We start from the raw sequence: 22,059 nt of genomic DNA, 5'->3' as shown, positions 1-22,059 counted from the left end.
GTTGTTTTTTTTATGGCTCATCCAGTGAATCGGTGAAGCAGATCAGTTCGCGGAGTACTCCCGTCCTCCGAAAGCAGGTTCAGCCAGGCCCTTGACGCCGGGGTTGAGGGCGAACACGCCACCGGCCAGGGACTGCGGGTCGTTGTCGTCACCGGGGCGGATCGAGGTGACGAAGAGGGTGTCGAGGCGACTGCCGCCAAAGGCGCACATGGTCGGTTTTTTCACCGGCACTTGCAGCGAACAGTCGAGACGTCCGTCCGGGGTGAAACGGTGAATCAGCCCGGCATCATTGGCGCAGATCCAATAGCAACCGTCGGCATCCACCGCGGCGCCATCCGGGCGACCGGGCAACGGCATCATGTCGACGAGCAGCCGCCGGTTGGACGGCGTGCCGCTGTCGATGTCGTAGTCGAAAGCCCAGATCTGCTGCACCAGCGGGTGTGAATCGGAGAGGTACATCGTGCGTCCGTCCGGGCTGAAACCCAGGCCGTTGGGCACGATGAAACCGCTCAGTTGCGCCTCGACCGGGCTGCGCTGGCCTGCCTCGAAGCGATACATCTGGCCCGCGTCCGCGTTGGCGCCCATGTTCAGCACCATGCTGCCGGCCCAGAAGCGGCCCTGGCGGTCGCAACGGCCATCGTTGAGGCGCATGTCGGTACGGCTGTGCTCGACGCTTGCGCACAGTTCGCTGTCCAGGCTGCCGTCATCATTTGGGTGCAGGCGAAAGAAACCGCTTTCCATGCCCGCTACCCAACCACCGTCCTGGTGACGGGCGAGGCAGGCGAGCATTTCAGGGGCTTCCCAGCCCTGGATTTTTCCGCTGCTGGCATTCCAGCGTTGCAGGCCACCGCTGGGAATGTCCACCCAATACAGGGCATTTTCCTCGGGGACCCAAACCGGGCTTTCCCCGACGGCGTTGCGTGCATCGACAATCAATTCGGCTTGCATGGTGATTCCTTTGTGCGTGCGTATCCCATGAAAAACAGCGAATCAGTCGTCGAATGGGCCGGCCGCCACAAAGGCGCCGCCCTGATAAACCATGGCCGGGTCATCGGCGGCCGGCATCGGCTGCGCTTCGACCTTGGCGCGGAAAATTTCCGAGGTGTCCTTGGGCTGGTAACCCAGGTGTGCGGCCTGGCTGTTGTCCCACCAGACGTCGCGGTTGGCGGACACGCCGTAGACCACGGTGTGGCCGACTTTCGGGGTGTAGAGCGAGCATTCGATCAGTTGAGTGAGGTCGTCGAAGCTCAGCCAGGTGCTCATCATCCGGCGGTTCTGCGGTTCGGCGAACGACGAGCCAATGCGGATGCTGACCGTCTCGATGCCGTAGCGATCGAAGTAGAAACTGGCGACGTCTTCGCCGTAGGACTTGGACAGGCCGTAGTAACCATCCGGGCGGCGAGGGGAGAGGGCGTCGAGGGTCTGGTCTTGTTTGTAGAAACCGATGACGTGGTTGGAGCTGGCGAAGATCACCCGCTTGACGCCGTGTTTGCGGGCAGCTTCATAAATGTGGAAAACGCCGCTGATGTTGGCGCCGAGGATTTCTTCGAACGGACGCTCCACCGAAACACCGCCGAAGTGCAGGATGGCGTCGACGCCTTCGACCAGTTGATGTACGGCCTGCTTGTCCGACAGGTCGCAGGGCACCACTTCTTCGCTTTCGTCGATTGCCGGGGCCATGTTGGCGATGTCCGACAGGCGAATGTGGCGGGCGAAAGGCTTGAGGCGCTCGCGCAAAACTTTGCCAAGGCCGCCGGCGGCACCGGTCAATAGGAGGCGATTGAGGGGGTGGCGAATCTGTGTCGTGGTCATGGCATTACCTGAGCAAACTATGAGAGGTACAGTTGTTATAAGTTGTCGTACGACCGAGAGGGAATATCCTTATCCTTCCGTTACCTTGTCAACGTTTGATCGACGAACCGCTCTGGATCGGCGTCCCTGCCGCAGGTTGCCATGGGATGCGCTCATGGCAAATGGATCCTGGTATTACAGAAGCGAGAATGGATAGTTGATGAAAATGCGGTTCTCGTCGAATTCGTTGGTGCTGTAGTCCCGACGAATCGATGCGTTACGCCATTTCACGTTGAGGCTCTTCAGCGCGCCGCTTTGCACGGTGTAGGCCAGTTCGGTTTCACGGCCCCATTCCTTGCCGTCATCAACGGTGGCGGTGTGCACGTTGTCACCGCTGATGTAGCGGTTCATCAGGGTCAGGCCCGGCACGCCGACAGCGGCGAAGTTGAAGTCGTGGCGCACTTGCCAGGATTTTTCCTTGGCGTTGTCGTAGCTGGAGTTGTAGCTGTCGTTGGCCAGGGTGCCGCCGCTGGTGCCGTTGACGCGCATCCAGGCATCATCGCCGCCGACTTTCTGCAGGCCGACGTAGAAAGTGTTGCCGCCGTATTTGGCCGAGAGCATGGCAAACGCGGTTTTGTTGTCCAGGTCGCCAGCCAGGGCGCTGCCGTCTTCCTTGCCGATGAAGTAGCCGAGGTTGGCACCCAGGGTCCAATCGCCGATGGGCTGGCTGTGGGTCAGGTTGAAATATTGTTGCTGGTAGATGTCGGACAGTTCCGAGTACCAGACGCCGACCTGGGTGCGTTTTTCGTTGAAGGCGTATTCACCGCCGCCGAAGTTGAAACGGTCGGAGGTGAACGCACCGCGGCCGTTCATCGACATGTCTTCCATGCTCGCGTCGTTGCGCGGGCTGTTGGCGCGGAACTGGCCGCCGTAGAGAGTCAGGCCGTTGATTTCGGTGGAGGTCACCTGGCCGCCACGGAAGGTTTGCGGCAGGGAACGGCCATCGTCGGAACGCAGGATCGGCAGTACCGGCATCCACTCACCGACTTTCAGTTCGGTCTTCGACACCTTGGCCTTGAGGGCGACACCCAGGCGACCGAAGTCATCGGCGGGGCGCCCGTCATCATGCACCGGCAGCAGTTGCGTACCGGCCGTGCCACGACCGCCGTCGAGCTTGACCGAGTACAGGCCCAGCACGTCCACGCCGAAACCGACCACGCCCTGGGTGAAGCCGGACTTGGCGTCGAGGATGAAACTCTGGGTCCATTCCTCGGCTTTGCCTTGGGCATTGTTCGAGTTGGTGAAGTTGCGGTTGAAGTAAGCGTTGCGCAGGTTCAGCGTGGCCTTGGCATCATCGACGAAGCCTTCGGCGCTGGCGGTCATGGGCAGAAACGCCGCAAGGCTGCTGCAACCGAGCAGAATCAGGGCGGGGCTGGTGTTGAGAAGGGTATGGCGGTTTGGACGGTTGTCGGGCGAAAAACGGACACGTGTGCTCACTATGACGCTCCCTACTTTTTGTTGTTTTTATTTGTCATACGTCGTCGTACAACGTGCTGGGGATTATTTGGAAGCGGCTGCTCGTTGTCAACTGGCCATTATCGGAATTATCCAACTTGAGGGCGCTTCAAAATGAGGCATTTCAATGGTCGTCACCGATCGAGGTCAAGATCGCAGGCCGTGGCGCCGGGCGAATCCGTGGCTTGAGAATAGCGATGAGGGCGATTGGTTGTGCGATGACTGGTCTAAGACATTAGTCGAATGTCCCCCCGATCAGAAGGCTTGTGATCGTTCCCACGCTCTGCGTGGTAATGCATCCCGTGACGCTCTGCGTCACCTTCCAGAAGCGGAACGCGGAGCGTCCCTGGCGGCGTTCCCACGCGGAGCGTGAGGAACGATCTTCCACCGCCGCCGCACCCTTATCGTTCCCACGCTCTGCGTGGTAATGCATCCCGTGACGCTCTGCGTCACCTTCCAGAAGCGGAACGCGGAGCGTCCCTGGCGGCATTCCCACGCGGAGCGTGAGGAACGATCTTCCACCGCCGCCGCAGCCTGATCGTTCCCACGCTCTGCGTGGTAATGCATCCCGTGACGCTCTGCGTCACCTTCCAGAAGCGGAACGCGGAGCGTCCCTGGCGGCATTCCCACGCAGGAGCGTGGGAACGATCAATCAAGATCAAAAGATCGCAGGCTTCGCCAGCTCCTACAGGGATCCCCAGTGTTTTCAGAAGTGGGTGAATGCTAGTCTTGGTCAACGCTGTTGCCAGGGAGCCCTCATGGGCAATCACAAGATCGAGATTCGTCGCAGTAACGTCGAGAAAATCCTGTTGGCCGCCGAGAAGGTCTTTGCCGAGAAAGGCTTCGGCAGCACCGCCATGGCCGACATCGCCGCCGAAGTGCAATTGCCTCGTTCCAACCTGCATTACTACTTCAGCACCAAGAGCGAACTGTACAGCGCCGTGCTGTTCGATCTGCTGGAGGTCTGGAAGCAGGATGCCTTGTGCTTCGAAATGTTCGACGACCCACGGGTGGTGCTCAGCAGCTACATCCGCGCCAAGATGAACCACTCCCGCAGCCGGCCCTACGGCTCGAAGGTCTGGGCCAACGAAATCATCCACGGAGCCCCGACGCTGGGCCAGGCGCTGGACGCCAGCCTCTATGACTGGGCGAAGATGAAGGAAGCGAAAATCCGCCAGTGGGTGGAGGATAAACGCATCCTCCCGGTGGAGCCTTCAAGCCTGCTCTACATGATCTGGGCCTCGACCCAGCATTACGCCGACTTCGACCACCAGATCAACATCCTCAACGACCACCAGCCGCTGTCGGACATGCAGTTCGAGCGGGCGGTGCAGACGGTGACCAGTGTGATTTTGCGGGGGATTGGGTTGGAGCCTTGAGATTTGTGGTGGGGCTGATGGCCTCATCGCGAGCAAGCTCGCTCCCACATTGGATTTGTGGTGAACATAAATTTTGTGTTCACAACCGGTCCCCTGTGGGAGCGAGCTTGCTCGCGATGGCGCCAGTCCAGGCACCCTAACCCTCAGACAGTGACATGATAGGGATTACGCGGATCATGGTTCCAATCCAGGAACGGCTTGCCGGTATCCACCGTCACCATCTCGATGCAGTCCTGCACCGGGCAGGTGATCTGGCACAGGTTGCAGCCCACGCACTCTTCATCGATCACTTCATATTTATGCGTGCCGTCAGCCTGCTTGAGGCTGGCGATGGCCTGGTGTGAGGTGTCCTCGCAGGCGATGTGGCAGCGCCCGCATCCGATGCAGGCCTGCTGATCGATCTTGGCGATGACCTGATAGTTGATGTCCAGGTACTTCCAGTCGGTGGTGTTGCCCACCGCGCGACCGGAGAACGCTTGCAGGTTGGCGTGGCCCTGACTGTCCATCCAGCGCGACAGGCCGTCCTTCATCTCTTCGACGATGCGGAAACCATGCAGCATCGCCGCCGTGCAGACCTGCACCGCACCGCTGCCCAGGGCGATGAATTCGGCGGCGTCGCGCCAACTGCCGATGCCACCGATGCCGCAGATCGGCAGGCCTTGAGTCTGCGGGTCACGGGCGATTTCGGCGACCATGTTCAGCGCGATCGGCTTGACCGCCGAGCCGCAATAACCGCCATGGGTGCTCTGGCTGCCGACGCTGGGCAGGGCGACCATGCGGTCCAGATCGACGCTGGTGATGGAGTTGATGGTGTTGATCAACGACACCGCATCCGCCCCACCGCGATGGGCTGCCCGGGCGGCTACGCGGATGTCGGTGATGTTCGGCGTGAGCTTGACGATCACTGGCAGCGAACAATAAGTCTTGCACCAGCGGGTCACCTGCTCGACGTACTCCGGCACCTGGCCGACCGCCGCGCCCATGCCGCGTTCCGGCATGCCGTGGGGGCAGCCGAAGTTCAGCTCGATGCCGTCGGCGCCGGTTGCCTCCACCAAGGGCAGGATGCGTTTCCAGGATTCTTCGACGCAGGGCACCATCAGCGACACGATCAACGCCCGGTCCGGCCAGTCCTTTTTCACCTGGGTGATTTCCCGCAGGTTGATCTCCAGCGAACGGTCGGTGATCAGCTCGATGTTATTGATGCCCAGCACTTCGCGATTGGCACCGTAGTGGGCCGAGTAACGCGAGGACACGTTCACCGCCGCCGGATCCTCTCCGAGGGTTTTCCAGACCACGCCACCCCAGCCGGCCTCGAAGGCACGGACCACGTTGTAGGCCTTGTCGGTGGGCGGCGCGGAGGCCAGCCAGAACGGGTTGGGCGCTTTGATGCCGGCGAAGACAATCGACAGATCGGCCATTTACGCAGCCTCCACATTGAGCATCAGTTGAGCGTTGATCGCCTCGGCGGCGAGCTTGCCGTGCTGCACGGCCTGCACAGTGAGGTCCTGGTCCAGGCTGGTGCAGTCGCCGCCGGCATAGACGCCGGGAATGCTGGTGCGCAGGTTTTCGTCCACCAAAATCCGCCCGTCCTGGCGCTTGAGTTCCCGGGCCAGCGGATCCACCAGCGCGTTGTCGTCGAAGGCTTGGCCGATGGCTTTGAAAATGGCGTCGGCGGGCAGGTCGAAGGTGTCGGTGCCAATGACCAGCCGACCGTTCTCCAGATGCGTGCGAGAGAAGCGCATGCCGCACACATGCCCGGCGGCATCGAGCAACACCTGTTGCGGTTGGGCCCAGGTCAGCAGGCGCACCTGATTGGCCTTGGCGATGTCCTGCTCGTGCAAGGTGGCCCCCATGTCTTCAAGGCCGCGACGGTAGACCAGATTGACGCCCCGGGCGCCGAGGCGAGCCATTTGCACGGCCATGTCGATGGCGGTGTTGCCGGCGCCGAGGACGATGCAACGGTCGGCCAGGGGCAACTGGCTGAGGTCATCGGCCTGGCGCAGTTCGCGGATGTACTCGGTGGCGGCCAGCAGCCCTGGCGCTTGTTCGTCACTCAGGCCCAGTTGTTTGCTGGCGGCCAGGCCGAGGCCGAGGAACACTGCGTCGAACTGCTGGTGCAGGTCGCTCAGGCTCAGGTTCTCGCCGAGTTTCTGGCCGTGGCGGATTTCGATGCCGCCGATCTCCAACAGGAAGTCCAGTTCACGTTGGGCGTAATCGTCCACCAGTTTGTACTTGGCGATCCCGTATTCGTTGAGGCCGCCGGCTTTCTCCCGGGCTTCGAACATCACCACCTCATGGCCGTGCATTGCGCTGCGATGCGCACACGACAACCCCGCCGGCCCGGCCCCGACCACGGCGATGCGCTTGCCGGTGGCGGCGGCCCGCTGGAAGGGGTGTTCGCTGAAGTGGGCGTTGTCCACGGCATAGCGCTGCAACGAGCCGATCAGCACGGGTGCGCATTCCTGGGCGTTGTTGCGCACGCAGGCTTGCTGGCAAAGGACCTCGGTGGGACAGACCCGAGCGCAACTGCCGCCGAGGATGTTGGCCGAAAGAATCTTCTGCGCCGCGCCTTGGACGTTGTCCTGGTGGATGTTGCGAATGAACGAAGGAATGTCGATTTCGCTTGGGCAAGCATTCACACACGGCGCGTCGTAGCAGTACAGGCACCGGGAGGCTTCCAGGTGGGCCTGGCGCGCGTTGAGTGGCGGTGCCAGGTCGCTGAAGCGAGCGGCGAGGGTGGCCGGGTCTTCCTGGGAATGGGGGAGGTGACTCAAGGGCTGGATCATGGAGTGGGCCTCACGGTGTTTGAGGTGCTGCCTCTGGTGGGCAGTGGTTTTTCGGGTGCCTCGATCGTTCCCACGCTCCGCGTGGGAATGCAGCCCGGGACGCTCTGCGTCCCAAAGCGGAACGCGGAGCGTCCCCAGAGGCATTCCCACGCAGAGCGTGGGAACGATCCTGGGGTCAGCGTTTCACGGCGGTTGGCTTATTCAACTCCGCCCGCTTGCTCAGCAAATCGAACACCGCCGGATACGCCGGCCGTTCGATGTAGCGCCCGGCGCCGCGCTCGGCTCGCAAGTCGCCGTCGGCCCAGACCAGCCGACCCTGGCTGATGGTGTGGCTGGGCACGCCGCGCACGGTCTTGCCTTCGAAGATGTTGAAGTCCACTTGCTGGTGGTGGGTCTTGGCGGAAATCGTGCGACTGCCTCGTGGGTCCCAGAGCACCAGGTCGGCATCGGCGCCGACGCGGATCGCCCCCTTGCGTGGGTAGAGGTTGAAGATCTTCGCGGTGTTGGTGGAGGTGAGGGCGACGAAGTCCTGCATCGACAATTTGCCGCTGTTGACCCCTTCGTCCCAGAGCACCGCCATGCGGTCTTCGATACCGGCGGTGCCGTTGGGGATCTTGCTGAAGTCGTCACGCCCGGCGGCTTTCTGTTCGGCGCAGAAACAGCAGTGGTCGGTGGCGGTGGTGTGCAGGTTGCCGGACTGCAAGCCGTGCCAGAGCGCCTCCTGGTGCCCGCGCGGGCGGAAGGGCGGGCTCATCACGTAGCCGGCTGCGGTCTGCCAGTCCGGGTCGCGATAGACGCTGTCGTCCAGCAACAGATGCCCGGCGAGTACTTCACCGTAGACCGGTTGGCCCTTGCTGCGGGCGTAGGTGATTTCATCCAGTGCTTCCTTGGTGGACACGTGTACCAGGTACAGCGGCGTGCCCAGGGTTTCGGCGATGCGGATGGCGCGGCTCGCGGCTTCGCCTTCCACTTGCGAAGGGCGCGACAACGGATGGGCTTCGGGCCCGGTGATGCCCTGGGCCAGCAACTTGCGTTGCAGGTGATAGACCAGCTCGCCGTTCTCCGCGTGCACGGTGGGCACCGCGCCCAGTTCCAGGCAGCGCTCGAAGCTCGCCACCAAAGTGTCGTCGGCGGCCATGATTGCGTTCTTGTAGGCCATGAAGTGCTTGAAGCTGTTCACGCCGTGATGATTGACCAGCTCGGCCATTTCTTCGCGGACCTGCTCGCTCCACCAAGTGATGGCCACGTGAAAACCGTAGTCGCTGGCGCTTTTCTCGGCCCAGCCACGCCATTGATGAAAGGCTTCCATCAGCGATTGCTGGGGGTTGGGAATCACGAAATCGATGATCGATGTAGTGCCCCCGGCCAAGCCCGCCGCCGTGCCGCTGAAGAAGTCTTCACTGGCGACTGTGCCCATGAACGGCAACTGCATGTGCGTATGGGGGTCGATGCCGCCGGGCATCAGGTATTGGCCGCTGCCATCGAGCACTTCGACGCCGGCCGGAACATCCAGGTTTTCACCAATGGCCTTGATCACGCCGTCGGCACACAACACATCGGCGCGGTAACTTTCATCATGGGTAATAACGGTGGCACCACGGATCAACAGAGACATTCCGAGTTCCTCGCAGGCATGACCGACTGTTGCCGGTTCTTTATGTTTTATCGATCACGGTTATTAAGTGACGACGTCGTGCAGATTTGTATTCTTGTCACGACTGTCAGGATTAGACGCTAGCTGGAGTTATTGAAATGATCAAGATTATTTTTTATAAGCTTGTTAAGTTGTTAAGTAATTGAAATTAAAGAATTAAATTTTAAAATCACCAAAATGGTGAGCCTGCTCACCATTTTGACGCACTTGACAGGATCGTTATTTGAGCGAGATTTGTCATGGTAAATCAGCGGCTTGAAAGCGCTTGAAGTGCGGCCCAGACACCTCGCCTTGATTCGGGGTGCACCACTTTGAATCTCGAACTCGACAGGACGTACAGGTCATCTAGCCTCAAGTCGATGAGCACAAAGTGAAGCAGGGCGGTTAAATGGCTTTAAATCTTTAGATATCAAATGTTTGAGAAGGTTATATCGATCGTCCGGTCAGCTCGGCGCGTTATTCGGCACGGTTATTGAGTGCTGTCGTGGTCTGGCGGGGTGGTCGGTAGCACGCGTGCAAGTACTCCGGCCATCGCCAGTCGATGAGCAAAAATAATGAAAACAGTGGAGCGGACATGACCAGATCAACAGTGACTGAGCGCGACGGGTTGTTCGAGCTTGAAGCCGGCAGCGACGTCCTCGACAGCCCCCGTTATAACCACGACATCGCGCCGACCAAGGTGCACGAGAGAACCTGGAACAAATGGCACATCACCGCATTGTGGGTGGGCATGGCGATCTGCGTGCCGACCTACACCCTCGGCGGCGTGCTCACCGCCTATTTCGGCTTGACGGTGGGCGAGGCGCTGCTGGCGATTCTGTTTGCCAACATCATCGTGCTGATCCCCCTGACCCTGAATGCCTTTGCCGGAACCAAGTACGGCATTCCGTTTCCAGTGCTGTTGCGCTCGTCCTTCGGCGTGATTGGCTCCAACGTGCCGTGCCTGATTCGCGCCCTGGTGGCCTGTGGCTGGTTCGGCATCCAGACCATGTTCGGCGGGTTGGCGATCCACCTGTTTCTTGGTTCGGTGTTCGAAGGCTGGAAGAGTCTGGGTGGCACCGGCGAAGTGATCGGCTTCATGGTGTTCTGGGTCATCAACCTGTGGGTGGTGCTGCGCGGTGCCGAGTCGATCAAGTGGCTGGAAACCTTGTCTGCGCCACTGCTGGTGCTGGTGGGGGCGGGGCTGTTGGTGTGGGCGTTGCCCAATGTCTCGTTGACTGAGCTGATGGCGGTCCCGGCCAAACGCCCAGAAGGCGCCGGCGTGACCAGCTATTTCCTGGCCGGGCTGACGGCCATGGTCGGTTTCTGGGCCACGCTGTCGTTGAACATTCCGGACTTCAGCCGTTACGCCAAGAGCCAGAAAGACCAGATCGTGGGGCAGATCATCGGCCTGCCGTTGACCATGTTCCTGTTCGCTTCCCTCGGCGTGGTCATGACCGCGGCCTCGGAAAAACTGGTGGGGGTGACCGTCTCCGACCCGGTGACCTTGATCGGGCACATCCAGAGCCCGGTGTGGGTGGCCCTGGCCATGGTGCTGATCATCGTCGCCACGCTCTCGACCAACACCGCCGCCAATATTGTCTCGCCCACCAACGACTTCCAGAACCTGGCGCCGAAACTGATCGGCCGCACCAAGGCGGTGATGCTCACCGGGTTGGTGGGGCTGGCGCTGATGGCCCACGAGCTGCTGAAGAAACTTGGCCTGATCGTGTCCGAGGTCAGCCTCGAGTCGGTCTATTCCAACTGGCTGCTGGGTTATTCGAGCCTGCTGGGGCCGATTGCCGGGATCATGGTGGTGGATTATTTCCTGATCAAGAAACAGCAACTGGACCTGGCCGGGCTGTACCGCGACGACGTTTACCCGGCGTGGAACTGGAACGGCTTCATTGCCTTCGGCGTGCCGGTGGTGCTGACGCTGCTGTCCCTGGGCAGCGATGCGTTCAGCTGGTTCTACAGCTACGGCTGGTTCACCGGCTCGGCGCTGGGCGGGGTGATTTATTACGGGTTGTGCAGTATGCGAGCAAGCCCGTCCGTTGCCAAAACAGCGGTGTGAAGGAGGGCCTTATCGCGAGCAAGCTCGCTCCCACACTGGATTTGGGTGGATGCAGATCCCCTGTGGGAGCGAGCTTGCTCGCGATGGCGGCCTCAAGTACACCAAAAACATGCCTGGAAAAATGGAGATCCCCATGAACGCAGCCATCGACGTTCTGCAATCCACCCATCAGCACATCAACCGCGATCGCCTGTGGCAATCGCTCATGGACCTGGCCCAGCTCGGTGCCACGGTCAAGGGCGGGGTGTGCCGATTGGCCCTGACCGACCTCGACCGCCAGGCCCGCGATCTGTTCGTGCAATGGACCCAGGCGGCGGGCTGTACCGTCAGCATCGATGCGGTGGGCAATATTTTCGCCCGTCGCCCGGGGCGCAATCCGAACCTGCCGCCGGTAATGACCGGTAGCCACATCGATACCCAGCCCACCGGTGGCAAGTTCGACGGCTGCTTTGGCGTGCTCTCCGGGCTGGAGGTGCTGCGCACCCTCAATGACCTGAGCATCGAAACCGAAGCACCGCTGGAAGTGGTGGTGTGGACCAACGAAGAGGGCTCGCGTTTCGCCCCGTGCATGATGGGCTCCGGTGTGTTCGCGGAAAAATTCACCCTCGAAGAAACCCTCGCCAAGGTCGACGCCGAAGGCATCACCGTTGGCCAGGCGCTCAATGCCATCGGCTATGCCGGTTCGCGCCCGGTCAGTGGGCATCCGGTGGGGGCGTATTTCGAGGCGCACATCGAGCAGGGGCCGATCCTCGAAGACGAAGGCAAGACCATCGGCGTGGTAATGGGCGCGCTGGGGCAGAAGTGGTTCGACCTGACGTTGCGCGGCGTCGAAGCCCACGCCGGCCCGACTCCGATGCACCTGCGCAAGGACGCCCTGGTGGGCGCCTCGATCATCGTCGGCGCCGTCAACCGCGCCGCCTTGGGTCATCAACCCCATGCCTGCGGCACGGTCGGTTGCCTGCAAGCCTATCCGGGATCGCGCAATGTCATCCCCGGCGAAGTGCGCATGACCCTGGACTTTCGTCACCTGGAACCGGCGCGGCTGGATTCGATGATCGCCGAGGTCAAGCAGATGATCGAAGACACCTGCCAGCAACACGGCCTGACCTTCGATTTGAAACCCACGGCCGACTTCCCGCCGCTGTATTTCGACAAGGGCTGCGTCGACGCCGTACGCGGCGCTGCCCAAGGGCTGGGCCTGTCCCACCTGGACATCGTCAGCGGCGCTGGCCATGACGCGATCTTCCTCGCCGAACTGGGCCCGGCCGGGATGATCTTCGTCCCCTGCGAAGGCGGCATCAGCCACAACGAAATCGAAAACGCCGCCCCGGACGACCTCGCCGCCGGTTGCGCGGTGCTGCTGCGAGCGATGCTGGCCGCCTCACAAGCGATTGCCGAGGGGCGCATGGCGGCGTGAAGGGCCGATGCACTATTGCAAACCCATGTGGTCGTAACCTTCAACGCATCCATGCTTGAAACCTACTGACTACATGGAGACCCAATGAATCAGCAAGTCCCGACCACCGATACCAACCGTCGTCAATTGCTGCAGATCATTGCCGGACTGTCCGACGGGGTGATGTTGATCGAGGTCGACCAGACCATTGCCTGGGCCAACGCGGCGGCCTTGGCGATGCATGGGGTCAAGGACCTCAGTGAGCTGGGCACCACGGCCAGGCAATACGCCCGGCGTTTCAATCTGCGTTATCGCAACAACCACCCGCTGAGCGACGACAACTACCCCATCGCCCGGGTTGCCCGTGGCGATGAGTTCAGCGATGTGCTGGTGGAAGTCACGCCCCAGGCCGATCCGGATCGCACCTGGGTGCATCGGATCCGCAGCATGGTGCTGGCCGACCGCAACGGCGAACCGGAGCTTCTCGTGCTGATCCTCAGCGATGCCACCGAATGGGCCAGCGCCGAGCAGCGCTTCGAGAAAACCTTCGGGGCCAACCCGGCACCGGCGGTGATCTGTCGCCTCAGTGACCTGCGTTATATCAAGGTCAATCCGGGGTTCCTGGAGATGACCGGCTACAGCCGCGAGCAGGTGATCGGGCGTTCGGTGTATGAGCTTGATGTGCTTGAAGCCGCCGAAAGACGCGACCTGGCCATTGAGCGCCTGGGGCAGGGCGCGACCATTCCGCAAATGCAGGCCGAGTTGAAATTGCCCGACGGCACCACCAAGCAGGTGATCGTCGCCGGCCAGCCGCTGGACCTGCACGACGAAGACTGCATGCTGTTTTCCTTCATGGACATGGAGCCGCGACGCAAGGCAGAAACCGCGCTGCGCCAGAGCGAGGAACGCTTTGCCAAGTCGTTCCGCCTGTCGCCCGTACCCACCCTGGTGTGCAGCGCCGAACAGCAGTTGCTGGAAATCAATGAGGCGTTTCTCCAGACCACCGGTTACGCCAGCGAAGAATTGTTGGGCAAAACCGTGGAGGAAATCGGCTTTCTCGACAAGGATGCCAGCGCCGCGCTGTTTGCCCGGTTGGAAAAGGCTGCCGCTGTTTCAAGTATCGACGTCAAGGTGCACAAGAAGGGCGGCGAACTCATCGACTGTGAGGTCGCTGCCGATACGGTGGTCATCCAGGACAAGCCTTGCTATCTGCTGGTGCTGATGAACATCACCGAGCGCAAACGCTCGGAGCTGGAGCTGGTGGCGGCAATCGAAGAGGTGATGAAAGACGCTTCCTGGTTCAGTCGGACCCTGATTGAAAAATTGGCTAACGTGAAGAGCATCAACGCCCAGGTGCCCAGTGTGTCATTCACCGAGCTGACGGCCCGGGAGCGCGACGTGCTGGGGCTGATTTGTGAAGGCCTGGCAGACAAGGAAATCGCCGCGCGCCTGAAGCTGGCGCCCAATACCGTGCGCAATCACGTCGCTACGCTGTATTCGAAACTGGATGTCCATAGCCGCAGCGAGGCGATTGTCTGGGCACGGGAGCGGGGTTTGTTCGCTAACGAATGGCGAATGAAGGCACCATGATAGCCAGTGCAAATGCACCGGACATGCTGGTGCAAATTCGGGTTTTGCATGGGGGTTCGGTTCCTTAGGCTGTCAGTGTGCGACATCGTCTGTGATGTCGCGTCCCCACGAAACAGTCAAGGAATACGCCACAATGTGCAGTGAACCAACCCAGTATGAGCGCGACAGGATGCCTATGCGGACCAGGAGGTCGGCGCTGTCCACCGTTCATTTGCGCCCCCGGGGCTGAGGTGCATCGCATGACCCATCTGGCCCCTTTGCGTGCCCGCCTCGAAGAAAGCTTTACGCCGCTGGCTTGCGAATGCAGCCTCAATGGCGACGGCACTCTCACCGTGCGTTTGTATCACCGTGAAAGCGGGGAGGTAGACCTGGTGGTGAGTGGCATGAGTGTCGACAGCGTCCGGTCGGAAGAGAGCATCGCAAAGCTGATCGACGAGCTGCGCTATGAGCTTGACAACATCCCGTTGCATCGCAGTGAATCCTGATAGGTCAGGTGAGCAGAATCCATTGTGGCGAGGGGATTTATCCCCGTTGGGCTGCGAAGCAACTCCAAATTTTTACAGCGCTCGCGATGGCGAGCGCTTCGCACTCGAACGGGGCGGTGCGACGTTTCGCTAAATCCCCTCGCCACAAGTATGTGCTTGCACTTCATTCCCTTCAGTATTTACAACAATGTCCCCCGGCAATCGAGCACCAAGCGCGCGCCGCCGTGTTCGCAGCTGCCCACCTCCAGCGTGAACCCATGCAGATTGACGATCGCCGCGACGATCGACAGGCCCAGGCCGAATCCGCCGTGCTGGCTGCTGCCCTCGGCACGGTAGAAGCGGCGAAACACGGCCTTGCGCTCCGCCTCGGGGATGCCCGGGCCCGAATCGAGCACTTCGATGCGGGTGCTGTCGCCCTGATCGACCCCACGCAGGATCACCGTGCCTCCCGGCGGGGTGAACTTGATGGAGTTGCTCAGCAGGTTCGACACAGCCTCGAACAACAATGCCCGGTCGCCGTTGAGCAGGGGCAGCGCATCAGGCACCTCGAGGATGAAGGACAGTTCGCCTTCCTCGGCCAGCGGCAGGTAAAAGTCATGCAGCTCCTGCAATAACTGCAACGGGTCGAGGCGCACGAAGCCCGAGCGCCGCTGCTGGTCTTCCAGCTCGGAAATCCGCAATAACCCCCGAAACCGTGCCATCAGGGTGTCGGTCTCGGCGATCACCTGGTCCATTTGCAAGGCCTCGGGCGAGCCGTCCGGCGCTTGCTGCTGAATGCGATAAAGTTGGGCACGCAGACGCGTCAATGGGGTGCGCAGGTCATGGGCGATGTTATCGCACACGCCCTTGACCTCATTCATCAAGCGTTCGATGCGGTCGAGCATGGCATTGACGATCGCCGCCAGCATGTCCAGTTCGTCGCGCCGGCTCGACAGCGGCAGGCGATGGGTCAGGTCGCCGGCAACGATGGCTTCGGCACTGGCCTGCAGTTTGCGAATCCGCTGCAATGGGCGCCGACGCAGCAGATGCCAGCCGGCGATACCCGGCAGGACCGTCAGCGATACACCCCAGAACAGCGCGTGCAAGATGATGCGGGTCACGGCGAACAGCGAGCCATTGTCCCGCGCCAGCACCAGCCAGCGGCCGTCCTGGGTCCGGGTCGCCACCGCGTCACAACTGTCGGAGGGCACGCTCGGGTCGTCGGAATCGACGCAACCGCCGAGCATGTGGATCTTGCCGTCCAACGGCAGGTCCGACGGGATCCGCATGATCGGTCCGCTCAAGTGGCGAAGTTGCGGATCGAACAGCCCGTAGGCGTCGACGCCGCGCTCGTCCAGCGTCAGGCTGGCCATGAGCGCATCTTCCAGTTGATCGCCATGGATCCGGGCAAACAGGTGCTGGCGCTGCATCAGGGAGTGCTTGGCCAGGCTATCGAGGTAGCCAAACACTTCGTAATACATCACCCCCATCAGGATCGCGCTCCAGATCACGAACAGCGAACTGTACAGCGCCAGCAGGCGGCTGCTGGAGGAGCGCCAGCCTTTAGCAGGGTTCAGCAATGACATAGCCGGAACCCCGTACCGTGCGAATCAGCGGTTCCAGGCCCGGCGGGTCGATTTTCTTGCGCAGGCGGCCGATGTGGACATCGATCAGGTTGGTGCCGGGGTCGAAGTGATAGCCCCAGACTTCCTCGAAAATCATCATGCGCGAGAGGATCTGCCCACTGTTGCGCATCAGGAATTCGAGCAGCTTGTATTCGGTGGGCAGCAGGCTGAGCAGTTGCCCGTTGCGGCTGGCTTCGCGGCTGATCAGGTTCAGCTCCAGATCGGCTACCCGCAGCACGGTTTCCGGCTCGCGGGCGCCATTGTTGCGCCGCAGCAGCACTTCGACCCGGGCGGCCATTTCGTCGGTGGCGAACGGCTTGGTCAGGTAATCATCGCCGCCGGCCCGCAGGCCACGGACCCGCTCGTCCACGTCGGAGAGGGCGCTGATCATCAGGATCGGCGTGGCCACGCCCATGGTGCGCAGCGTGGTGACGATCACCAGGCCGTCGAGCTCGGGCAGCATGCGGTCGAGGGTTATCAGGTCGTAGTCGCCGCTCACCGCCCGTTCCAGGCCTTCGCGGCCGTTGTCGACCCAATCGACGTCCAGGCCGTTGCGGGTCAGCTCGGCGACGATTTCACGGGCGGTCACGGCGTCGTCTTCGATGGTCAGGATGCGGTTCATGGGCGGTACCGTGTGGGGAAGTTGGTGCTATTGCGCAGCATTCTGCCAAAAAATACCTGTCGGCTTTCTGAAAAAAAGTTCATGAGCCGGCGAGCGGTTTCGCTGGCCTGGATCAACACTTGGTCACAAATAATCCCTAACATAAATTTCGTGCGCACTATCATGTGGCGTCCGTTGCCCTGTTTTGGCGCGCTGCCGCTGCGGGGTACTGATGCGAACCGGTGATGGTGCGCCGCAAGGAGCCGAGCCCCCACAGAATCTTCAAGGAAGAGCCGTATGATGCAACCTTCAGACCTTCTACGCCGAAAATTCGATATCCAGCCGCTGGCACAGGCCGACATGACGGTGCGCCTGGACGGGCAGGCTGTCAGCGCTGCCCACGGTGAAACAGTCCTCACCGTCATCCAGGCCCTGGGTCAGCGCCAGGTGGCCCGCAACGATCACGACCAGATCAGCGGCGCATACTGCGGCATGGGCGTGTGCCAATGCTGCCTGGTCAGGATCGACGGTCGCCACAAGCGCCGCGCCTGCCAGACCCTGGTACGCCCTGGCATGCAGATCGAAACCCGGGTCAACCGCATCCCCGAAACGGAGGCGCCATGAGCCTCGATCCGGTGATTGTCGGCGGTGGGCCGGCGGGCATGGCCGCGGCCATTGAACTGGCCTCCCACGGCGTGCGCTGCACCTTGCTCGAAGAAGCACCGCGACTGGGTGGCGTGGTGTATCGCGGGCCGTTGCGCGATGGCGTGCGCCTGGATTACCTGGGCCCGCGCTACAGCGAAGCCCTGGAGAAACTCCACGGTGAATTCCAGCAACACGCCGGCCTGATCGACGTGCGATTGAGCAGCCGGGTCATCGGTGCCGAAGGCTTCCGGGCGCTGATGCTGCTGGACGCCGACGAGCGCCTGGGCGAGGTCGCCTATTCCCATCTGGTCCTGGCGGCCGGTTGTCACGAGCGCAGCGTGCCGTTTCCTGGCTGGACCCTGCCAGGCGTGATGATGCTTGGCGGCCTGCAATTGCAGATCAAGAGCGGTGTGGTCAAGCCGCCGAGCCCGGTGGTGATCGCTGGCACCGGTCCGTTGTTGCCGCTGGTGGCTTGCCAGCTGCACGCATCGGGCGTGGCGGTGGCGGGTGTGTATGAGGCCTGTGCGTTCGGCCGGATCGCCAAGGAAAGCCTGGCGTTGCTGAACAAGCCGCAACTGTTCCTCGACGGCCTGAGCATGCTGGCCTACCTCAAGCTCAATCGCATTCCCGTGCGCTATGGCTGGGGCGTGGTGCAGGCTGACGGCGAGGGTGAGTTGAGCGTCGTTACCGTCGCGCCTTATTCCACGACCTGGGAACCCGACCTCAAGCGCGCGGAACAGGTACCGGCGCAGACGCTGGCGGTCGGCTACGGGTTTATCCCGCGGACTCAATTGAGCCAGCAAATGGGCCTGGAGCACGGTTTCAGCGACGACGGCTATTTGCGGGCCGTGTCCGATGCCTGGCAACAAAGCAGCGAAGCGCACATTCACCTGGCCGGCGACATGGGCGGGATTCGCGGCGGTGAAGCGGCCATGCTGAGTGGACGCATCGCGGCGCTGTCGATCCTGATGCAACGCAACGTGCTGGATCCGTCCACGGCCCTGGCGCACCGCGGACGCTACCAGGCGCAACTGGAGCGGATCATTCGCTTTCGCGCCGCCGTGGATCGCTACACCCAGCGTGGCGCCGGGCAAACCGCATTGCCGGCCGCCGATACGGTGATCTGCCGCTGCGAGCACACCACCCGCGCCGACATCGACCGGGCGCTGGAGCAAGGCGTGCAGGACATGGCCAGCCTGAAGATGCGCACCCGCGTGAGCATGGGCGATTGCCAGGGGCGGATGTGCGTCGGCTACTGCAGCGACCGCTTGCGCGAGGCCACCGGGCGTGCCGACGTGGGCTGGCTGCGGCCGCGTTTCCCCATCGATCCGATTCCCTTTTCAGCGTTCCAGAACGTCGACATGGAGGCCGTTTCCCATGATTAAGAATTATGACGTGGTCATCGCCGGTGGCGGTGTGATCGGGGCCTCCTGTGCCTATCAACTGTCCAAGCGCAAGCACCTGAAAGTCGCCCTGATCGACGCCAAGCGTCCCGGCAACGCGACCCGTGCGTCGGCCGGTGGCCTGTGGGCCATTGGCGAGTCGGTGGGCCTGGGTTGCGGGGTGATCTTCTTTCGCATGATGTCGGCCAACCGCAAGCGCCAGACCCAGGGCGCCGCAGTGGCGGTGGACGCCAGCACGCCGCACATCCTGCCCCAGTCGTTCTTTGATTTCGCCTTGCAGTCCAACGCAATGTATCCGCAGTTGCACCGCGAGCTGATCGACAACCACGGCATGGATTTCAAGTTCGAGGAGACCGGGCTAAAGTTCGTGATCTACGACGATGAAGACCGTTTGTACGCCGAGCACATCGTCGCCTGCATTCCCCACCTGGCAGACCAGGTGCGCTGGCTGGACCAGGCTGCCCTGCGTGAGGCGGAACCGAATGTCAGCCATGAAGCCCTGGGGGCGCTGGAGTTTCTCTGCGATCATCAGGTCAGTCCGTTCCGTCTGGCCGACGCCTACACCGAAGGCGCCCGGCAGAACGGTGTCGACCTGTTCTTCAACACCAGCGTGACCGAGGTACTGCGCAGCGGCACGCGGGTGACAGGCGTGAAAACCGCCGAGGCGGGGACGTTCAACTGCCGGACCCTGATCAACGCGGCCGGTGCCTGGGCGGCGGACCTGAGTGAGCAGGCCACTGGCGTGCGGATTCCGGTCAAGCCGGTCAAGGGGCAGATCCTGTTGACCGAGCGCATGCCGAAGATCCTCAATGGCTGCCTGACCACCAGCGACTGCTATGTGGCGCAGAAAGACAACGGTGAAATCCTTATTGGCAGCACCACTGAAGACAAAGGCTTCGACGTGACCACGACCTATCCGGAGATCGAAGGGTTGGTGCAAGGCGCGGTGCGCTGTATCCCGCAGTTGGTCGACATCAACCTGAAGCGAACCTGGGCCGGCCTGCGCCCGGGGTCTCCTGATGAGTTGCCGATCCTGGGGCCGATGCGCGGAGTGGAGGGTTATCTCAATGCCTGCGGGCATTTCCGCACCGGCATCCTGACCTCGGCCATCACCGGGGTACTGCTGGATAAACTGGTGAACAACGAACCGTTGCCGCTGGATATCACGCCGTTCCTGGAAGATCGCTTCGAGGTGGCGCCGACAGTAAAGCCCCAGGAAATGGAACTGGCCTGAAGAAATTCAGTGGGGAACACATATCCCACAGTCACCCGAAAACAAACTGTGTGCGAGCCTGTGGGAGCAAAGCTTGCTCGCGATAGCGGTATGCCAGTCAACATTGTTGCTGGATGATCCAGCGCTATCGCGAGCAAGCTTTGCTCCCACAGGTACTCTGGTTACCCCCAGGTTTTTTTGTTCACAGCCGGTTATTCCATCGGCGTACTGACAAACGCCTCCAACCCTTCGGCATAGGCGGTAAACGCGCTGATCAACGGGAAAGCCTTGCCTTGCACCTGGTCCGGCACCACCAGGTTGGTGAAGCTCCAGGCCACTGCCACGGTGATGCCGGCCTGATCGAGGTTGCCATCAGTGCCCAGCGGCTGTTTCTCCAGTTCCTGCTCCAGCATTCCATAAGCCGCCGCCAGTTGGCCTTCCACGCGTTCAACCCAAGGCGCGTGCTGGATCTCCGTTGGCCGCAGGTTGCGTTCGTAGTAGATCTGCACCGACTTCTCACAGGCCGCCAAGGCCAATCCAATCAGGCGCAGTGAGCGCACCCGTTGTCCAAGGTCGGCCGGCATCAAGCTTTTCCCCGGCGCGGCCAAGGCCTCCAGGTAATCGATGATCAATGTGGAGTCCATCAGTACGTTGCCATCGTCCAGCACCAGGGTCGGGGCCTTGACCACCGGGTTGATGTGCTGGAACTGTTCGAAATGCCTGAACACCGAAACGGACTCGTGCTCCAGGGGAACCCCCAAGCATTTGGCGGAAATGGCGACGCGTCGCACGTAGGGCGAGTCCAGCATGCCGATCAATCTCATGGCTTCTCCTTCAGCGTTTTATCGGTGGGCGCGGCGTTAATCCTCGAACCCGACCTGTTCATGGATTTCATCGACCTTGAGTTCCAGTCGGTAAGCCACGGCGATGAACAACGCCTGGCACAGGCACAACGTGGCACTCAACGAACGGAAGGCGAACGAACTGCCTTCGTTGACCAGCAACACCGCGTTGGCCCGTTTGGCCAGGGGCGACAGGTTGCTGTCGGTGATGATCAGGGTCTTGGCCTGGTGATGCTGGGCAATGCGCAGGCAGTGCTGGGTTTCCTTGCCATAGGGCGTGAAGCTGATGGCGATGACCAGGTCGTTGGCGCGCACGCTGCGCATCTGCTCACGGTAACTGCCGCCCAGGCCGGACACCAGGTGAATGCGCTTATTGGTGTGTTGCAGGTTGTAGACCAGATAATCGGCCACCGCGAACGAACGGCGCACGCCCACCACATAGATGTTGTCGGCGTTGACCACCAGGTCCACGGCCTTTTCGAACGCCTGGTCGTCCAGCTCCAACCCCAGGCGCTCGATGCCCGAGAGGGTCGCGTTGACGCATTCGCGGGCCAGGTCGCCGCCGCTGGCCTTCTGCGACTTGTTGGCGATCATGCTGCGGATGCGCTGCTGGTAGTTCTGCACCGGGGTGGTCTTGTGGGTGTAGGCCTCGCGGAACAACGCCTGCATTTCGCTGAACCCGCTGAAGCCGAAACGCTGGGAAAACCTGACGATGGCCGAGGGGTGCACTTCGCATTCCCGGGCGATGTCGCTGATGCGGTCGACCATGATCCGGTCGCTCTGCTGGCTCATGTAGCTGGCGATGCGTTTGAGCTGGCGCGGCAGGCTTTCGTATTCATCGGTGATCAGTTGCAGCAGGCGCTCGGCATTGATCGGTGGGCTCGGGAGGGCGGGTTCGGACGCGCTCTCGGACGGCGCCGGCAGATCATCGGGGCGGGTCATAGAAAATCCTTCTGGCTTGTTCTTATAGGGCGGCCCGAAAAAAAGGCCGGCCCTCGACAATAGGTTGGCTGGTCGCAGTCTACAGCGTAGGCGCAGGGAAAATCATGGGCTGACAAATGTTGCAGCATCTGCTGAAACGATGCACTGCGCCTGGTTCGCT

The 22,059-nt window shown here is 61.6% G+C and carries 18 protein-coding genes; 8 read left to right on the top strand and 10 right to left on the bottom strand.

The features are described 5' to 3' along the window. Window positions 1-42 precede the first annotated feature (42 nt). The 3 genes from KI235_RS18235 to KI235_RS18225 form a co-directional block, all read right to left on the bottom strand. Entirely contained in the window at window positions 43-948 is a 906-nt protein-coding gene (locus KI235_RS18235) for an SMP-30/gluconolactonase/LRE family protein (RefSeq protein ID WP_013693600.1), read from the bottom strand. Window positions 949-990: 42 nt separating this feature from the next. Then, window positions 991-1,812 carry an NAD(P)-dependent oxidoreductase gene (locus tag KI235_RS18230; protein ID WP_003202917.1) on the bottom strand — a complete coding sequence of 274 codons (822 nt, stop codon included), beginning with the start codon at window positions 1,810-1,812 and terminating at the stop codon, window positions 991-993. 174 nt (window positions 1,813-1,986) lie between these two features. Beyond that, on the bottom strand, window positions 1,987-3,216 hold the full coding sequence (locus tag KI235_RS18225; protein ID WP_223601957.1) for an OprD family porin: 1,230 nt from the start codon (window positions 3,214-3,216) through the stop codon (window positions 1,987-1,989). 848 nt (window positions 3,217-4,064) lie between these two features. Between KI235_RS18225 and KI235_RS18220 the strand changes: the two genes are divergently transcribed. Further along, on the top strand, window positions 4,065-4,685 hold the full coding sequence (locus tag KI235_RS18220; RefSeq protein ID WP_003202912.1) for a TetR/AcrR family transcriptional regulator: 621 nt from the start codon (window positions 4,065-4,067) through the stop codon (window positions 4,683-4,685). 143 nt (window positions 4,686-4,828) lie between these two features. Here the strand turns inward: KI235_RS18220 and preA are convergent, their stop codons facing one another. From preA to hydA, 3 genes are all read right to left on the bottom strand, one after another. After that, the gene (gene preA / locus KI235_RS18215) at window positions 4,829-6,103 is read right to left on the bottom strand and encodes an NAD-dependent dihydropyrimidine dehydrogenase subunit PreA (RefSeq protein WP_003202911.1); all 1,275 of its coding nucleotides are present in this window, start codon (window positions 6,101-6,103) and stop codon (window positions 4,829-4,831) included. Further along, window positions 6,104-7,471: an NAD(P)-dependent oxidoreductase gene (locus tag KI235_RS18210; protein ID WP_212795211.1), complete on the bottom strand. Its 1,368-nt coding sequence runs from the start codon at window positions 7,469-7,471 to the stop codon at window positions 6,104-6,106. A 175-nt stretch (window positions 7,472-7,646) separates the two neighbouring features. Next, entirely contained in the window at window positions 7,647-9,086 is a 1,440-nt protein-coding gene (gene hydA, locus KI235_RS18205; protein ID WP_212795210.1) for a dihydropyrimidinase, read from the bottom strand. A 613-nt stretch (window positions 9,087-9,699) separates the two neighbouring features. Here hydA and KI235_RS18200 point away from each other — a divergent pair. The 4 genes from KI235_RS18200 to KI235_RS18185 all read left to right on the top strand — a co-directional run bounded on the left by KI235_RS18200 (window position 9,700) and on the right by KI235_RS18185 (window position 14,649). Further along, on the top strand, window positions 9,700-11,178 hold the full coding sequence (locus KI235_RS18200) for an NCS1 family nucleobase:cation symporter-1 (protein WP_003202908.1): 1,479 nt from the start codon (window positions 9,700-9,702) through the stop codon (window positions 11,176-11,178). A gap of 133 nt (window positions 11,179-11,311) precedes the next feature. Next, complete coding sequence (locus tag KI235_RS18195) at window positions 11,312-12,595, top strand: Zn-dependent hydrolase (RefSeq protein WP_212795209.1); 1,284 nt, start codon at window positions 11,312-11,314, stop codon at window positions 12,593-12,595. An 84-nt stretch (window positions 12,596-12,679) separates the two neighbouring features. Beyond that, window positions 12,680-14,164, top strand: a complete 1,485-nt coding sequence (locus KI235_RS18190; RefSeq protein WP_003202904.1) for a helix-turn-helix transcriptional regulator — start codon at window positions 12,680-12,682, stop codon at window positions 14,162-14,164. Between the two features lie 239 nt (window positions 14,165-14,403). Then, the gene (locus KI235_RS18185; protein ID WP_212795208.1) at window positions 14,404-14,649 is read left to right on the top strand and encodes a DUF1652 domain-containing protein; all 246 of its coding nucleotides are present in this window, start codon (window positions 14,404-14,406) and stop codon (window positions 14,647-14,649) included. 179 nt (window positions 14,650-14,828) lie between these two features. On the opposite strand, the gene KI235_RS18180 is transcribed toward KI235_RS18185, so the two are convergent. Beyond that, on the bottom strand, window positions 14,829-16,214 hold the full coding sequence (locus KI235_RS18180) for a HAMP domain-containing sensor histidine kinase (protein ID WP_003202899.1): 1,386 nt from the start codon (window positions 16,212-16,214) through the stop codon (window positions 14,829-14,831). Further along, window positions 16,192-16,875, bottom strand: a complete 684-nt coding sequence (locus tag KI235_RS18175) for a response regulator transcription factor (protein ID WP_003202897.1) — start codon at window positions 16,873-16,875, stop codon at window positions 16,192-16,194. Before KI235_RS18175 ends, KI235_RS18180 begins: the two co-directional genes overlap by 23 nt. A gap of 279 nt (window positions 16,876-17,154) precedes the next feature. Here KI235_RS18175 and hcnA point away from each other — a divergent pair, with 279 nt between their 5' ends. From hcnA to hcnC, 3 genes are read left to right on the top strand one after another with little or no spacing between them, the layout of a single operon-like run. After that, the gene (hcnA, locus tag KI235_RS18170) at window positions 17,155-17,478 is read left to right on the top strand and encodes a cyanide-forming glycine dehydrogenase subunit HcnA (protein ID WP_027911829.1); all 324 of its coding nucleotides are present in this window, start codon (window positions 17,155-17,157) and stop codon (window positions 17,476-17,478) included. Next, entirely contained in the window at window positions 17,475-18,884 is a 1,410-nt protein-coding gene (gene hcnB, locus KI235_RS18165; RefSeq protein ID WP_212795207.1) for a cyanide-forming glycine dehydrogenase subunit HcnB, read from the top strand. The genes hcnA and hcnB overlap by 4 nt, the downstream gene beginning before the upstream one ends. Further along, on the top strand, window positions 18,877-20,136 hold the full coding sequence (gene hcnC, locus KI235_RS18160; RefSeq protein WP_003202889.1) for a cyanide-forming glycine dehydrogenase subunit HcnC: 1,260 nt from the start codon (window positions 18,877-18,879) through the stop codon (window positions 20,134-20,136). The genes hcnB and hcnC overlap by 8 nt, the downstream gene beginning before the upstream one ends. Before the next feature lie 191 nt (window positions 20,137-20,327). Here hcnC and KI235_RS18155 read toward each other — a convergent pair whose 3' ends face one another. Both KI235_RS18155 and KI235_RS18150 read right to left on the bottom strand, forming a co-directional pair. Further along, complete coding sequence (locus tag KI235_RS18155) at window positions 20,328-20,939, bottom strand: glutathione S-transferase (RefSeq protein WP_003202887.1); 612 nt, start codon at window positions 20,937-20,939, stop codon at window positions 20,328-20,330. 36 nt (window positions 20,940-20,975) lie between these two features. Beyond that, a complete protein-coding gene (locus KI235_RS18150) occupies window positions 20,976-21,899 on the bottom strand; it encodes a MurR/RpiR family transcriptional regulator (RefSeq protein ID WP_003202885.1) in 924 nt (307 codons plus the stop codon). Between the last annotated feature and the right edge of the window lie 160 nt (window positions 21,900-22,059).

It is taken from the genome of Pseudomonas sp. St386, from assembly GCF_018325865.1.
GTDB lineage: Bacteria > Pseudomonadota > Gammaproteobacteria > Pseudomonadales > Pseudomonadaceae > Aquipseudomonas > Aquipseudomonas brassicacearum.
This window is presented reverse-complemented; position numbering and strand designations above follow the sequence as displayed.

Bases quoted from the DNA above. Each gene is read 5' to 3' on its own strand.
- KI235_RS18230 (WP_003202917.1), bottom strand. From the start codon at position 1,812: ATGACCACGACACAGATTCGCCACCCCCTCAATCGCCTCCTATTGACC.
- KI235_RS18185 (WP_212795208.1), top strand. From the start codon at position 14,404: ATGACCCATCTGGCCCCTTTGCGTGCCCGCCTCGAAGAAAGCTTTACG.
- KI235_RS18200 (WP_003202908.1), top strand. From the start codon at position 9,700: ATGACCAGATCAACAGTGACTGAGCGCGACGGGTTGTTCGAGCTTGAA.
- KI235_RS18235 (WP_013693600.1), bottom strand. From the start codon at position 948: ATGCAAGCCGAATTGATTGTCGATGCACGCAACGCCGTCGGGGAAAGC.
- KI235_RS18175 (WP_003202897.1), bottom strand. From the start codon at position 16,875: ATGAACCGCATCCTGACCATCGAAGACGACGCCGTGACCGCCCGTGAA.
- hcnB (WP_212795207.1), top strand. From the start codon at position 17,475: ATGAGCCTCGATCCGGTGATTGTCGGCGGTGGGCCGGCGGGCATGGCC.
- hcnC (WP_003202889.1), top strand. From the start codon at position 18,877: ATGATTAAGAATTATGACGTGGTCATCGCCGGTGGCGGTGTGATCGGG.
- KI235_RS18190 (WP_003202904.1), top strand. From the start codon at position 12,680: ATGAATCAGCAAGTCCCGACCACCGATACCAACCGTCGTCAATTGCTG.
- KI235_RS18220 (WP_003202912.1), top strand. From the start codon at position 4,065: ATGGGCAATCACAAGATCGAGATTCGTCGCAGTAACGTCGAGAAAATC.
- KI235_RS18210 (WP_212795211.1), bottom strand. From the start codon at position 7,471: ATGATCCAGCCCTTGAGTCACCTCCCCCATTCCCAGGAAGACCCGGCC.
- preA (WP_003202911.1), bottom strand. From the start codon at position 6,103: ATGGCCGATCTGTCGATTGTCTTCGCCGGCATCAAAGCGCCCAACCCG.
- KI235_RS18150 (WP_003202885.1), bottom strand. From the start codon at position 21,899: ATGACCCGCCCCGATGATCTGCCGGCGCCGTCCGAGAGCGCGTCCGAA.
- hydA (WP_212795210.1), bottom strand. From the start codon at position 9,086: ATGTCTCTGTTGATCCGTGGTGCCACCGTTATTACCCATGATGAAAGT.
- hcnA (WP_027911829.1), top strand. From the start codon at position 17,155: ATGCAACCTTCAGACCTTCTACGCCGAAAATTCGATATCCAGCCGCTG.
- KI235_RS18180 (WP_003202899.1), bottom strand. From the start codon at position 16,214: ATGTCATTGCTGAACCCTGCTAAAGGCTGGCGCTCCTCCAGCAGCCGC.
- KI235_RS18195 (WP_212795209.1), top strand. From the start codon at position 11,312: ATGAACGCAGCCATCGACGTTCTGCAATCCACCCATCAGCACATCAAC.
- KI235_RS18155 (WP_003202887.1), bottom strand. From the start codon at position 20,939: ATGAGATTGATCGGCATGCTGGACTCGCCCTACGTGCGACGCGTCGCC.